This window comes from uncultured Sphaerochaeta sp., assembly GCF_963676625.2.
Classification (GTDB): Bacteria; Spirochaetota; Spirochaetia; order Sphaerochaetales; family Sphaerochaetaceae; genus Sphaerochaeta.
Window position 1 is genome coordinate 19,025 of record NZ_CAXXYB010000009.1, and the last position, 13,274, is coordinate 32,298.

The 13,274-nt window shown below is 41.2% G+C and carries 14 protein-coding genes; 2 read left to right on the top strand and 12 right to left on the bottom strand.

What is annotated here, in order from left to right:
- Positions 1 to 31: 31 nt before the first annotated feature.
- Entirely contained in the window at positions 32 to 2,386 is a 2,355-nt protein-coding gene (locus tag ACHZBG_RS14030) for a glycoside hydrolase family 3 N-terminal domain-containing protein (protein ID WP_320130088.1), read from the top strand.
- A 126-nt stretch (positions 2,387 to 2,512) separates the two neighbouring features.
- On the opposite strand, the gene ACHZBG_RS14035 is transcribed toward ACHZBG_RS14030, so the two are convergent.
- From ACHZBG_RS14035 to ACHZBG_RS14065, 7 genes are all read right to left on the bottom strand, one after another.
- The gene (locus ACHZBG_RS14035; RefSeq protein ID WP_320130089.1) at positions 2,513 to 3,118 is read right to left on the bottom strand and encodes a CatA-like O-acetyltransferase; all 606 of its coding nucleotides are present in this window, start codon (positions 3,116 to 3,118) and stop codon (positions 2,513 to 2,515) included.
- 33 nt (positions 3,119 to 3,151) lie between these two features.
- Positions 3,152 to 3,730 carry a TetR/AcrR family transcriptional regulator gene (locus ACHZBG_RS14040; protein WP_320130090.1) on the bottom strand — a complete coding sequence of 193 codons (579 nt, stop codon included), beginning with the start codon at positions 3,728 to 3,730 and terminating at the stop codon, positions 3,152 to 3,154.
- Between the two features lie 251 nt (positions 3,731 to 3,981).
- Positions 3,982 to 4,803, bottom strand: coding sequence for a glycerophosphodiester phosphodiesterase family protein (locus ACHZBG_RS14045; protein ID WP_320130091.1), 822 nt, complete (start codon positions 4,801 to 4,803; stop codon positions 3,982 to 3,984).
- A 159-nt stretch (positions 4,804 to 4,962) separates the two neighbouring features.
- Positions 4,963 to 5,445, bottom strand: coding sequence for a DUF523 domain-containing protein (locus ACHZBG_RS14050; RefSeq protein ID WP_320130092.1), 483 nt, complete (start codon positions 5,443 to 5,445; stop codon positions 4,963 to 4,965).
- A gap of 153 nt (positions 5,446 to 5,598) precedes the next feature.
- Positions 5,599 to 6,531, bottom strand: a complete 933-nt coding sequence (locus tag ACHZBG_RS14055) for an NAD(P)H-binding protein (RefSeq protein ID WP_320130093.1) — start codon at positions 6,529 to 6,531, stop codon at positions 5,599 to 5,601.
- Positions 6,532 to 6,619: 88 nt separating this feature from the next.
- Entirely contained in the window at positions 6,620 to 7,525 is a 906-nt protein-coding gene (locus ACHZBG_RS14060; protein ID WP_320130094.1) for a LysR family transcriptional regulator, read from the bottom strand.
- A 195-nt stretch (positions 7,526 to 7,720) separates the two neighbouring features.
- Positions 7,721 to 8,332, bottom strand: a complete 612-nt coding sequence (locus ACHZBG_RS14065; protein WP_320130095.1) for an ankyrin repeat domain-containing protein — start codon at positions 8,330 to 8,332, stop codon at positions 7,721 to 7,723.
- A gap of 161 nt (positions 8,333 to 8,493) precedes the next feature.
- Between ACHZBG_RS14065 and ACHZBG_RS14070 the strand changes: the two genes are divergently transcribed.
- Positions 8,494 to 9,711 carry a hypothetical protein gene (locus ACHZBG_RS14070; RefSeq protein WP_320130096.1) on the top strand — a complete coding sequence of 406 codons (1,218 nt, stop codon included), beginning with the start codon at positions 8,494 to 8,496 and terminating at the stop codon, positions 9,709 to 9,711.
- 70 nt (positions 9,712 to 9,781) lie between these two features.
- On the opposite strand, the gene ACHZBG_RS14075 is transcribed toward ACHZBG_RS14070, so the two are convergent.
- The 5 genes from ACHZBG_RS14075 to ACHZBG_RS14095 all read right to left on the bottom strand — a co-directional run bounded on the left by ACHZBG_RS14075 (position 9,782) and on the right by ACHZBG_RS14095 (position 13,267).
- Positions 9,782 to 10,306 carry a GNAT family N-acetyltransferase gene (locus tag ACHZBG_RS14075; protein ID WP_320130097.1) on the bottom strand — a complete coding sequence of 175 codons (525 nt, stop codon included), beginning with the start codon at positions 10,304 to 10,306 and terminating at the stop codon, positions 9,782 to 9,784.
- Between the two features lie 75 nt (positions 10,307 to 10,381).
- Positions 10,382 to 11,299, bottom strand: a complete 918-nt coding sequence (locus ACHZBG_RS14080; RefSeq protein WP_320130098.1) for an EamA family transporter — start codon at positions 11,297 to 11,299, stop codon at positions 10,382 to 10,384.
- Positions 11,300 to 11,323: 24 nt separating this feature from the next.
- The gene (locus tag ACHZBG_RS14085) at positions 11,324 to 11,749 is read right to left on the bottom strand and encodes a DUF2000 domain-containing protein (protein WP_320130099.1); all 426 of its coding nucleotides are present in this window, start codon (positions 11,747 to 11,749) and stop codon (positions 11,324 to 11,326) included.
- Positions 11,750 to 11,777: 28 nt separating this feature from the next.
- Positions 11,778 to 12,590, bottom strand: a complete 813-nt coding sequence (locus ACHZBG_RS14090) for an AraC family transcriptional regulator (RefSeq protein WP_320130100.1) — start codon at positions 12,588 to 12,590, stop codon at positions 11,778 to 11,780.
- A 170-nt stretch (positions 12,591 to 12,760) separates the two neighbouring features.
- The gene (locus ACHZBG_RS14095; protein WP_320130101.1) at positions 12,761 to 13,267 is read right to left on the bottom strand and encodes a metallophosphoesterase; all 507 of its coding nucleotides are present in this window, start codon (positions 13,265 to 13,267) and stop codon (positions 12,761 to 12,763) included.
- Between the last annotated feature and the right edge of the window lie 7 nt (positions 13,268 to 13,274).

Consider the following 13,274-nt stretch of genomic DNA (forward strand, 5'->3'; position numbering starts at 1 on the left):
ACACGGATACTTAGTGAAGGGAGTTGGCTCTATGCAAACAAATAGGGAACGGGCTGTTGAACTCGTTGGAAAGATGACATTGGAAGAAAAGGTCGCACAGCTTTGTGCTGCCTGGCTCGAAATAGCAGAAGACGGAAGTTTTTCACTAAAGGAGACTTCTTCTTTTCAAGATTGCCCAAAATTGGAAGGAACTGATGTGCTTGGCCTGGGGATAGGGCAAATAACCCGTCCTTTCGGAACCCAGGCAAAAGATCCTCGTTCTATTGCCAAGGGAGTCAATGAAATTCAACATTTTCTGGTGACAAAGACCCGATTGGGAATCCCGGCGATGTTGCATGAGGAGTGCCTTACAGGGGCTATGGTCATGGGAGCCACTATCTTTCCTTCAAGTCTCAATAGCGCCTCGAGCTGGGATATCGATTTGGTGGAACGGATTGCTACGGTGATCCACAAGGAGTTGTCTTCTCTGGGAATACATCAAGGTTTGGCCCCTGTCCTGGATGTTGCCCGGGATGCCCGTTGGGGACGAACAGAAGAGACTTTTGGTGAAGATCCTTATCTTGCAGGAAGCATGGGTATTGCCTATGTAAAGGGACTTCAAGGAGTTGAGCGCAAACCAATAGCTACTCTCAAACATTTTCTTGGGCATTCGTTCAGTGAAGGCGGACGAAACCATGCTCCTGTTCATATGGGACTGAATGAGATGCTCAATACGTTTGCCCTACCCTTTGAGATGGTAATAAAAGCAGCCAACCCCGGGGCAATCATGCCTGCTTATCATGATATTGATGGTCAGCCTTGTTCCAGTTCCCGTCGTTTACTGACCGGCCTTTTGAAAGAAACCTGGCTTTTCAGGGGTCTTGTCGTCGCAGACTATGAAGCTCCCAGTCAGTTGTTTCATGACCACCGGGTTGCTTCCAATCTTGCTGAAGCAGCTGCTCTTGCAGTTCATGCAGGAATGGATATCGAACTTCCAGGCAGTACTACCTTCAAACCAGGTTTGGAGCAAGCCATTCATAAGGGAATACTTCCAGTATCAGAATTGGATGAAGCAGTCTGCAATGTACTGATGGAGAAATTCCGCCAAGGTCTTTTTGAAAACCCGTATATTGAAGTGGAAAATATTCATCTCAATAATCAGGTAAGCCATGACCTTGCCGTTGAAGCTGCAACCAAATCGATTGTACTTCTTAAAAATGATGGCATTCTGCCACTTTCTCCTACAGGAACGATAGCAGTGATCGGGCCCTTGGCCAATCATCCATATGCCATGTATAACGGATACTCAGCTCCCATTCACCTACAAGGTTTGGAGGGAGCAGAGAATACCCTTCCCCTTCGTGCAAAGACCATCAAGGCAGCAATTGAGGGACTGTCAGGTACAGCAACTATTTTATATGAACCTGGTTGCATGATCTATGAAAACAAGATAGAACGGGCCGTATTCTTCCCTGGAGATGTATCTGAGGAGGATTTGAAAAACACAGAAAGGCCCAGTACTGATACCAGTCGTATTTGCAAAGCAGTCGAAGTTGCCAAAAAAGCAGATGTCGTCGTGCTGGTCGTCGGGGATATCGTTGGATTATTTCAACGGGGAACGGTCGGAGAAGGTTCTGATGTTTCCTCTCTAGCATTGCCAGGTGTACAGCAGCAACTCGTTACAGCCATTCTGGAAACCGGAAAACCAGTCATTCTTGTCTTGGGGAGCGGACGTCCCTATGCCTTGGGAGAATTCAATGAGAAAACGTCGGCCATTTTGGCTACCTGGTTACCAGGGGAAGGCGGAGGGGAAGCCCTTGCAAATCTGCTGTTCGGGAAAGCCTGTCCAAGTGGCAAGACTCCATTATCCTTTCCTCGTTCCGCAGGGGCCCTTCCCTATGCGTACAACCATACGCCAAAGGCAGCGGGATTTCCTAGACAACGTGAATTCGGTGCGTTATATCCATTTGGCTATGGTTTGAGTTACACCGATTTTTCCTATGGAGATTTCAATATAGACAAAAAAGAACTATCGACTGAGGATGAAATCAATATTTCTTTGACCGTCACGAATATCGGAAAATGTGCAGGTGATGAAATTGTACAACTCTATGTGCATGATTCATTTGCCTCAATTGTTCGTCCGGTAAAGGAATTGAAGGGTTTTGCCAGGATTTCCTTGCAACAAAAAAAGAAAAGCATTGTAACGTTTACCATACCATCAGATATGCTTTCCTTTGTTTTTGATGGAATAAACAGAATTGTTGAGCCCGGCACCTTTGAGCTTATGATCGGAAAATCTTCTGCCGATATAATCTGGAGACAGGAAATTACAGTTACCGGGACAACCAGGGTTTTACCGTATGACTGGAAGTTCCAAACTCCGGTCAAAATTCAGTATTGTTAATTAGCTTTGAGTGCATCCTGGTGAGGATGTCCACCCTGAAAATCAACGATTACCTCCGTTGGATTCAGGGTGGTTTTATGTAGGCTTATCATTGATTTATATATCCTGGCTGCAAAGGTTCCCTTATCAACAGAACATCCAATGTTTCGGATTGTCAGCCTCCTGCTGGAACTCTTCCAGAAACTTGGCTATGTGATATCCATCAGTTGTTGCATGACTTACTGTCATGGAAAGTGGCATGAGCAATTTACCATCCTTCTTGTAATATTTTCCGGCTTCAATGGAAGGGAAAAAATATGTAGGATTCTGGGTCTGCAAGGAAAAGGACTTGAAGGAGACCCAAGGCAAAGTCGATACTGTATAACTATTGACAGGAGGATCTGGCTTTCCTAGGACTCCATGAACACCTGCATATCGTTCAGTATCCTGTAAATAATTCTTGTAGAACTTCGTAAAGCTTGCATCAAAGGAAGTCCATATCAACGATATAGTAGTATCATCCGGATGGAAAAGGGCATACATTGGGGTAAGAGTATCCCAATAGCCGAGAATATCATCTTTATAGGCAATCCTGAATTCCTGATATCTATTGCAAATCAAAGTTGACAGATAGAGATAGCAAGGAAAAAAATTTATCCCTTCCTTCTTCGCAGTTTCCCTAAGTATTGTCACATCAAGATCTACCGACACTGAATAGCCAGTGGGAGCCATCCGCGAGAAATAATAAAACATCTGTATTCTTGGTCAATTGGGTTGAACGTACTTTCAGCCATGCTTTACCACCATATTTCTTACCAATTTCAATTGGTCCTCAAACTGCGTTTTTAAAAATCCCAACACAGGTGCCGTTGCAATTACATTATCAAAGAAATATAGAAGATGAATGGCAAGCGTTTCACTATCTTGTACCGAAAAAACACCTTGTTCATACCCATAGGTCAGCAATGAGGAGAGCATCTCAGCACCAGCTTTGAATCGTTCTTGAAGGAACACATTTTGATCAGGTTCCGTAAAGGAAAACTCATGAATTGCATAGTAAAAACCATTGTCTTTTGCAAGGAAAGCTTCTCTCTGTTTTTCCAGAAAGCCATCAAACAACAAAACTGCATCAATATTTTTTGAAAGAGCTTCAGACAATTCCTCACTACTCGAATCTCGATCATCAATAAGCAGTTCAATAAATATCTCTTTCGTTGAACCAAAATGACGATATAACCCACCTCTACTCATATGTGTTGCCTCGCACATATCTTGCATGGTAACCAAACAGTATCCTTTTTGGGCAAATAATTGTTTCGCCACTTTCTTGATTTGTTCTCTGGTGCAATCACCTTTTGTAAGCATATCTACCACCTATATAAACGACACTATTGTCGCTTATTAAACGACATGCGTGTCGTTTTATCAAGTAAGTTTTATGCCGTTTTGCTTATTCAATTCAAAGTTTGAAGGAATCTTTACATTTTTTTTGGTTTTAGCTGCATAGTTGTTCAATAAGACAATTGCAATCATTTCCCATACCCTATTGAAATTTTGCAATTGTCTCACCAAATCAGAAAACAAGTATTTTCCTTAATCATCAAGAAAATAACTTTTCATTGGCTTTTCTTTCTTTCCTGCAAATAGGTGCGAAGCAAAAGAGGCCAATCACTCTGGAAAATGGTAAATCCTCGGTCCAGAAGCCACCCCCAGTGTTTTTCCTGCCCCTCTGCAATGGCACTACGGTCGTCATGTCCTGCACATAGATTGATATCGTCGGTCAAAGTCAGGGTATTTACCCATAGAGCCAAACCTTCTTTCTGGAGGGAATGCAAAAAAGAGGGAGCGACCACAGCACTTTGCTCTGAGTTAAACACGATTTCCACTGCTACCTTGTTTACGTTATATTGATTGGCCAGTTCCCTGTCTTCCGGCCTTTTTATAATCGGCATATACATTTGATGCAGACCAAAATTTTCAAGATATTGCAACTGAGTTGCGACAGGAGGCGATTTTAGAATAATTTGATCAAACATTGCATGATCCTTGAGAACGGGAAAAAGTTCTGGCCAGAAATTCCAGGATCTATCAAGATTGATCAAGCATCGTCCCTTGAAATGTTCCAAGACAGCATCCAAAGAATTTATACACTCTTTTTGGGGCTTTCTGAACGTATAACTCAGGTAATGGGTGTTTTTCATCTGTTCTGCAGTCATTGAAAAAATATCCTGATCAAGATCCAAGACAGAAGGTATTTGTTCATCATTGAGAACAAAGAATTGATCATCCCTTGATTTTACTACATCCATCTCAATGATATCAGCGCCTTGGACCAAGGCATTCTCAAAAGCTGAAATAGTGTTGGGAAATATACTCCCTCCCCAACTTCCCCTATGGGCAGCAATACGTACTTTTCCGTCTCCAACAGGATTATCCATAGTTGACTCCTCGTAGAATTTGCCGGGAATCATGCTTGAGAAGATGCTCGATTCCCTTGTTCTTTTAATACTAGCGGAGCCCAGGAATATAGGCAATCCAAGGAATTTGATCTTTTGTGACACGCCAAGAAACTTAAAATTATGTAAAAACAGCTATTTTCATTCTATGAAAAAAGGATCATCCCCTATTTCTGTCTCTCCAAGAATTCGGATGTCATGCTCCAGCAAAAGCTCGGCACATACGCCATTACCTGCAATGACTTTTCCCGAGAAACTACCATCATAGATTTCTCCATGTCCACAGGAAGGACTTCTTTCCTTGAGTATGGCAAACTTGCAATCCAAGAGCTTGGCCAGTTTGAGACAAGCCTGGGCTCCTTTTTCAAACGGAAGGGTAACATCAATTCCGGAACGGGAAACAACAAGTCCATCCTTGCGTTCCGAGGGTTCCCGAGGTGTAGCCAAACCTCCATACACTTCCGGGCAAACAGGAACCAGGTGATACTGTTTTTTAAGGGTGCATACGTTCTCATTGGTCTTATCCGTACCGTCATAACGGCAGCATATACCCAAGAGACAGGCACTGACCAATATTGTTTGTTTTCCTTCACCACTGCTTTCTTGAGTTTCTGTATGGTTCATTTCAATATCCTTTTCTGCTCCATTCTACATAATGCAATGTCTTTTTTCCATACAATTATTACGTAGGCATACCATAGAAAACAATAAGCTATCAGCCTACCATTTTCACCTGGCAACCAATAGCCTATTATTGAGTTCTATAGTTCTATAGAATCAAGCATCCACTGAATTTCTGCTTCCAATCTGGTAATCGTCCTTATGTGCAAACATAAAGGAAACGGTTCTCGGTTTATTCCCGGTCAGTTTTTCAAAATCGTCAGTGAAGGAATTCATTTTCCCCAAACGTATGGCTTGGGCGAAGGTGACCATTCCATCACTTGAAAACGGAGCCGGGGAATCTTTCTTGAAATTACCATCAGTTGTCCTGGGTACTCCCATTGCATCAAAGGCTGCATACATAGCTTCATCAGTAGTATTATTGAGAGTAACGTTCATTCCTGTTTCCTTGTTTCCCTTTGAGACAAATTCGGCAAGAGTCAACAACTCAGGTCCATTGATATTCAAGACCGCCTTATGCAAATCAGTCTTCAAAAGTGCATAGGCTGCGGCAATTGCACAATCCTGCCGGGAGATATACGCCATTTTACCTTCTCCCTGACAACTGGTCATAACTCCGTTGGAAGTCAAGAAACTGGTAACCATGGCCTCTGCATACTGGGAATTTCTCAAGAAAATATAATCAAGCCCACTTTTTTCAAGATATTCTTCGGTAAAGGCATGATCGAGCTTCTCAATACTGGGATTCTGGGGGTCTCTTGCGTTCACCAACGAGGTATAGACGATCTTCTTCACTCCCGCCGCCTTGGCTGCCTCAATTGCTCTCTTATGCGCATTCTGTCTTTTTTCACCTACAAAGGGAGCTGAAATGATCAGCATGACGTCGCCACCGGCAAAAGCCTTTTCAAGACCTTCCTCATGGTTGAAGTTTGCAACCCTGGCATCAAAACCTTCCTTCAAATACCCTTCTATTCCTTTCTCGATAGGGGCCGTGAGAATTAGGTTTTTCTTATCTACAAGTTTAACGATTTCTCTTACGACGCGACTACCGAAATTTCCATCTGAACCAGTAATAATTATGTTCTTCATAATTTGACCTCCAAGATCTAGTTCTAATATACCTATTTTATATAGATAAAAATAGAGCGATTAATCTTATGAAGAGCATAAGAAATACTTATGGTTTCTTATAATAGGAAATAACTTCATCAATAAACAATGGTAGGCATGGGTTTTGATTTCCCTTACGATAGGCAAGACAAAACTCTGCATGGTGATGGGTTTTGGCAACATCCAACATACAGATAGTTTTATCAGGAGTAATGACTTCTCTGGATGTCAAGGCAATTCCTTGATTAAGTCGGACAGCAAGGAGCATTTCTTCAAGGCTATCGACTTCTTTTATTATATGGGGAACTATTCCATCTTTTTCAAAGGCTTTGAGAAAATCCAAATAAAACTGACTGCCTACATTCTTTGAAAGAGAGATTATATCTTGATCTGCAAGTTCACTCGCCTGAATCATGGATTTTTTTGCCCAAGGATGTTGTAGGGAACAGACGACACAAATCCTATGCTTCATAAGCACTACGGTGCGAATGCCATCCTTGTCCTTGAAATCGTTTGCAATGCCAAACGCTACATCCAAAATTCCTTCTTTCAGCCCTTTATATCCATTTCCAAAGGTAATTTTCTTGATATCAAGCATTACTTTGGGGGCTTGCTTTTTAAATATTTCCGCTATTTTCGGTAAGTCATGTTCTTCCATAGGTCCAGTAACACCTAATCGTAATCTACAATCTTGATTCTCAGTTGCAAGCAACCTAACTTGTCTTTCTGCTTCTATGCACGCTTCATAGATTACTTTGCAATGTTTATAAAAACATTGTCCAACCTTGGTAAGTACAGGTCTATATCCGTTCCTATCAAACAACAAGACATCAAGTTCACTTTCCAATAAACGTATCTGTTGGCTTACCGCTGATTGTGAAATCTGGAACAGGGAAGCAGCTGCAGAGAAACTCCCCTCTTCGACCGTCGAGATAAACAGTTGTATTTTTCTATCCAGCATGAATGTATCCATTACACAGACTTCCCTTTATCTTGATAACCTTATACTTCCCTATTTTACCCTACAAGTAAATAAATAAATCTAAATCTTTGTTTTCATTTAAACAGCATTCTGAAAAATAATAAGAAAACACACAAGGTTATTATGATAGAGAGAAGAATTACTTGGACAGAAAGATATAAGACTCTTCTGTGTACATCCAAAATTCTAGATTCCAGTTTCGGTCCTTTGCAAGGAAACCAATAAATCGGCATTATCCTGTAAAGCAGGATTTATCATGGCATACATATAGGCAGTTTTACCTTCGCAGTCCTGCAAAGAACAATCGGCTCCCATCTGGAGCAATAAACGTACTATCTCAGGTTGCATGGATGATTCAGATGCGTATATGAGTGGAGTCCTATCTGCATCGTCTTTATCATTTATTGCAGCCCCATTTTGCAATAAAATCGACAATACTTCCTTTTGCGTGTTGAAAGCTGCAGCATACATGAAAGCAGTGGCGCCCCAACCATCTTTTTCTTCCACTATTGCACCTCGTTCCAACAAGAGGGAAATGATCTGGGGATGTTCGTTGTACTGTGCGGCGATCATAAGCAAGGTCCTATCTTCTTCATCTTTAGCGGAAAAATCTGGATCTAATTGCATAAGCATATCAAGGATTTCGCAAGTTACATTATGTTGAAGGGCAACCATGAGAAGTGTCTCTTCCCTGCCATTTCTTGTATGTATATCCAAACCTGCTTCCAAGGCTTCAGTAACCTGCTCAACCGTGGTATCTGGAGAAAAAGAGATCATATTCTTTGATTTTTTACTCATGCACCTGCTTCCTATTCATTCTTCTGCTGAAGAATATCATGTTCCTTAAAATGAAACCACTGGGCAAAAGAAGGGATTGGCACAAAGAATTGTTTCATACAAGAGATAAATTCCTTGCAGTTCAAATCCTAGAATATTACTATGAATCAAAAGAGGCTAGCATGTGTGACACAATGGTAAGAATTGAGAAGGATGTACGGTTTTTTGCAAAGAATTCAGATAGGGATCCAGGAGAACCCCAACTACTTTTGTATTGCACGGGAACGGAAGGACTTACCAACGCGACTCACCCAGAACACAAGGCATACTATGAAGACAAGCAATACCAGTTGCTTCAAAAAGCAGCAAGTATGTACGCCTCCCCCTTCAAGGCCTTGATCAGTCGCCCTTCCTGGATGTGGGGAGCGGAAATGGGCATAAATGAATGCGGCGTAGCCATTGGTAATGAGGCTGTCTTCTCTCGCTCTGCCGTTGATCACAATGGATTGCTAGGTATGGATATTCTTCGTCTTGCCTTGCATAACAGTGCAAACTCAATGGAAGCTGTTTCAATAATTATTGATCTCATAACCAAATATGGCCAAGGTGGAAATGCAAGTTATTCAGGTCACTTGAGTTATCATAATTCGTTTTTGATACAAGACCCTCAGCAAACCTATATTCTGGAAACAGCAAATAAGCGCTGGGCCCTTAAAAAGATCGATTCCTATGCTTCGATTTCCAATGGGTATACGATCGGTACCGATTATCAGGATGCAGATACACGAACCTTGGCAAAACATTGCAATTTCAAGCATAGCCATGCAAGTCCTTTGCATCTATTATTTACCAAAGGCAATGAACGCCAACGTTTCACCACTTCCCAGTTGACCCAAGTGGAAGCTTCCTGGAAAGGCCTTCGCGATATTCTTGTTTCCAATAAAGGATCTGCAGGAACCCTTGAACATTCAATGCAATCAATCTGCCTTGATGCCAAAGGCTTGGTTGCATCGCAAACCACCTCTTCAATGATCGTGGAATATAGAGATACAGCATTTTTGGTTTGGCTTACTGGTTCGCCCTTGCCCATCTATCATCCCTTTATTCCTTTTACCCTTTCAGAAACACAATTTGCTTCCAATCCTTTTGCCTCGATAACCCAATCCTATGCTTTCTCCAAACAACGCATCGACCTTACAAAATTGGTCATGGAGGGATCACCTCAAGCAAGGGAAGCAATAGCCAAGCTGGCCAGAAACCTGGAAAGCATCTTCGAATCCAAAGTACGAGAACCTTTTCTGGAGAACAATCAAGCTTCCTTGGATATTGCTTGCAATGCGTGTTTCACCATGCTTGGTGATCATGATAAGGCAGTACAAAAAATCTTGGAAACACTATAGCAAAAGTTGCATCACCCTTTTTTGAAAGAATGAATCGATTTGGAGAACTGGGCAAGGTTCACTCCAAAGTTCAGTTTTCTGCATTATTCAATCGATACAAGGGATGCAACAATCCTGTGGGAGGATATAACTTTTCACCTATTTTCTTGAATCCAAGCCTGAGGATACAAGTTCTTGAAGCTGCATTATCACTATGATGACCACAATACAAGGCTTTTGCATGCAAAGTGGAAAAAGCATAGGTAAAAACTGCTTGGGAAGCCTCTTGGGCATATCCCATATGATGAAACTGAGGAAGCAGATAGAATCCGAACTCAAAAGCCCCTGAATCCTTGGTATATGGACGTAATCCACAACTTCCGATGAACTGTGAAGTCCCTTGCAAGAAAATTGGCCAATATTGCACTCCGTAGGTCTCTTTATTGAAGATTTCTGTATTCAATCGGGTACGGATTTCTTCTTCAAGGAAGCAACCGGTCGCACAAAGATATCGAGTTACCAGAGGGTTTCCCCATAAGGCAAAAGCATATTCATATAAATCTTCTGTCCAGATTGAAAAAGAAAGTCGAGGGGTGTTCAACCAATATTTCTGCATAAAAAATTCCTTATTCCCTAAACAATGAAAGAAAGTTCTGACTTCTTCAAATGTCAGTTTTGCTCGTTGTCATTATTATTTTGTTGTTCCAAGGTTCCGTGTTGCCAATACACTGGTTCGATACTCATTCACATAGGTCAGCGTCAATATAAGAACTCCTCCGATTATCTGGCTATTCCCCAGGTTTTCCCCAAGGAATAATACACTGAGAAAAATTGAAAACAGTGGTTCCAGATAACTCAGGGAAACAATTTCCACTGCCTTGAGTTTTTTGTAAGATAGAAAATACATCGGATAAGCCAAACCAGTATGAATAATGCTCAAGATGAGCAACGAAGCCAATTGGCCTCCTGCAAGATGCAGAACCCTTGAAAAAGAACCGTGCATCAATTGATACGGCAAGAGAACCAAGGAGGCCCCAAGTAATTGAATGAAAGTTCCATACACGGTATCAACCTTGCTAAATATAGGCGAAAGATTGATCTTCTTGTTCATCAGCACGATATAGGCATAGATGATTCCTGAAACACAGGCGAAAAAAATACCCTTGAAAGAATTTGGTCCGGTCTTGATACTTGTATCTATCAGGAAATACAAACCAAGGAAACAACCTAGTATCGAGAAAAATTGAAGCCTGGTAAGTTTTTCATTCAGTACATAGGGAGAGAGAATCATTACATAGACCGGACACATATTATAGATAAGCACTGTTGTCGATATCGAGGTATTCTCGTATCCCAGAAATAAGGCCGTCCAGGCAAGGCCGATACCCATGCCACTTACAATATACGGTATGAGAATTTTCACTCCCGTCTTGTTTTTTCCTTTTCTCAAGAAAGAAAGAATCCCCAGGACAGGAAGCGCAAGGAATGCACGAAAAAATGCAAGTTCAAATGCCGATAATTCAATATATCTCGTAAAAAGTCCTATGCTACCCCACAGGAGCATACATAATGACAATATCAATCGCATCCCTATTTTTTTATCCTGCATATACACACCTTGAATACGTAGTATTTATCTGAGAAGAGGAAGACTTCCCGTAAGCTTATTTATTTTCTTTTTGTTGCCACCTAGGCAAAGGCCCAAATAGTGCAAATCTTTTTCCGAGACAGCATACATTTTCTCAATATACACTGAATAGGTATTTGCGCCTTGTGCAATATCAGAAAAATCTACAACAAAAACATCGTCATAATTCTGTTTATATACCATTGTTCGTATCTCCTTGAGATACTCCTGCGAAGCTTTCAAAATAGGAATGGGTACATTGGTAATTCCTGCATGAAATTTTCCGTCACTGTCTTGTACGTCGACATCGACGAGTTCAGGGAATTTTTTCCCCAAAGTCATTCCAAAAACACCGGCAGTATTTGCAATGAGACCAAGAGGAAGGTCTTCGGCAAACACCATGACAATTTTTTCTACATTCAATGACATCATCTTATGAGATCCTCAACTTTTTGGACACTTATTTTTTAAGAAAAATCTGTCTATACTGATTTGGAGTAAGCCCAATAAATCGTTTGAAAGTATTTGCAAAATGACTTTGGTCATTAAATCCACACGAAAGGGCAGCAGTTATAGCCGTATTCCCTTCTTGCAGCATTTTTTTTGCCTTCTCAAGCCTGACATTTTGCAAATATCGGTAGGGTGATACTCCCATTTTACGGGTAAAACTCCTTATTAAATAGGATTTGGAATAGCCACAAATCCCTGATAGTTGGTCCAGACTTATATTCTCTGCAAAATGGATATCCACAAAATCTTGCAGATTCTGAAAGTCTGCAACATCCTTGACCGGATATTGCATATTCTCATTGCAGAACTGCAAGATCAACTGCTCAAGCAGGACATATAAAGCCTCTTCCTTTTCCAATCGTTGCGCCTTTTCTACTATGAGGTCATACAGCTTCGATAAGGACTGGGCAAGATCAGGATCGATTACTACGTTTTGCGTGAAATAGGGGTGCAGCGTTTTCCCCGTAATTTCATAGGCATAGTGTTCCAGGACCTGCATATCTATATTCAAGGCACGGTAATCAAGGGGAATTATGCCCAGAGGAGCACAAGTATGGTTGTCCTCTGGATTGAAAAGAATCAAATTCCCAGGTCCCAAGGTATACTCAGTTCCCTTGCATTGCAAATGCCGACATCCATTCTCTATGCATCCAATGACATAAAAAGAATGGAAGTGATTGGGAAATTCCTGTATGATTCCTTGCAAGGAATATGCTTCAATAAGCAAGTCCTCATCAAAATAGATATGTCTCTCTTCACTCATGCAACTTCTTCTCTTTGGTTGTGTTCGTTACGTAATTGTGTTGCATGATATAAGAAATGTAAAAAAAATTCTTGTACGATAATGAACAACGCATCATGTACTGGATTCAGAAATCTTGACACAGGGACCCGTTCACAAAACAGTACTGATCATTACCCATATCCGTATGATCAGTTTCTCATTGCAAGCTTTATATCCTCAAATAGAATGGGAGTATAGTGTATTCTTTCTACGCTTACGCAAAAACTTTGGGAAGAGTAATCCTTATATGCCGGATTCCCATGCACATGTCCAAAAATATTTGCATAGGGCATTGTATTGCATATATAGACTGGTTCATGTGAGAGAATATAAAAATTCTCATAGAGTATCGGCCATCTTGATACCTCAGAGAATCCTAGGGTACGCCATTGCAAAGGAGTCCTCTGCTGGTCATGGTTCCCCATTACCAGTACTTTTTCTCCTTGCAACATGGAAAGGATTTCTTTTGTGGTTTCTTCATCTCCTTCAGAGAAATCCCCAAGGACAAACACGGTATCCTCACTTTTGACAATTTCATTCCAACGAGCAATGAGAGCAGAATTCATCTCCCGAACTGAAGCAAAGGGCCTATTTTCATAACGTAAGATTCTTTCAGAGCAGAAATGAGTATCGGATATAACGTAATTCTTCCCCATTATTGGC

Bases quoted from the DNA above. Each gene is read 5' to 3' on its own strand.
- ACHZBG_RS14035 (WP_320130089.1), bottom strand. From the start codon at position 3,118: ATGTTTTATTATTTCTCGCGGATGGCTCCCACTGGCTATTCAGTGTCG.
- ACHZBG_RS14055 (WP_320130093.1), bottom strand. From the start codon at position 6,531: ATGAAGAACATAATTATTACTGGTTCAGATGGAAATTTCGGTAGTCGC.
- ACHZBG_RS14095 (WP_320130101.1), bottom strand. From the start codon at position 13,267: ATGGGGAAGAATTACGTTATATCCGATACTCATTTCTGCTCTGAAAGA.
- ACHZBG_RS14090 (WP_320130100.1), bottom strand. From the start codon at position 12,590: ATGAGTGAAGAGAGACATATCTATTTTGATGAGGACTTGCTTATTGAA.
- ACHZBG_RS14030 (WP_320130088.1), top strand. From the start codon at position 32: ATGCAAACAAATAGGGAACGGGCTGTTGAACTCGTTGGAAAGATGACA.
- ACHZBG_RS14040 (WP_320130090.1), bottom strand. From the start codon at position 3,730: ATGCTTACAAAAGGTGATTGCACCAGAGAACAAATCAAGAAAGTGGCG.
- ACHZBG_RS14080 (WP_320130098.1), bottom strand. From the start codon at position 11,299: ATGCAGGATAAAAAAATAGGGATGCGATTGATATTGTCATTATGTATG.
- ACHZBG_RS14070 (WP_320130096.1), top strand. From the start codon at position 8,494: ATGTGTGACACAATGGTAAGAATTGAGAAGGATGTACGGTTTTTTGCA.
- ACHZBG_RS14075 (WP_320130097.1), bottom strand. From the start codon at position 10,306: ATGCAGAAATATTGGTTGAACACCCCTCGACTTTCTTTTTCAATCTGG.
- ACHZBG_RS14065 (WP_320130095.1), bottom strand. From the start codon at position 8,332: ATGAGTAAAAAATCAAAGAATATGATCTCTTTTTCTCCAGATACCACG.
- ACHZBG_RS14050 (WP_320130092.1), bottom strand. From the start codon at position 5,445: ATGAACCATACAGAAACTCAAGAAAGCAGTGGTGAAGGAAAACAAACA.
- ACHZBG_RS14085 (WP_320130099.1), bottom strand. From the start codon at position 11,749: ATGATGTCATTGAATGTAGAAAAAATTGTCATGGTGTTTGCCGAAGAC.
- ACHZBG_RS14045 (WP_320130091.1), bottom strand. From the start codon at position 4,803: ATGGATAATCCTGTTGGAGACGGAAAAGTACGTATTGCTGCCCATAGG.
- ACHZBG_RS14060 (WP_320130094.1), bottom strand. From the start codon at position 7,525: ATGGATACATTCATGCTGGATAGAAAAATACAACTGTTTATCTCGACG.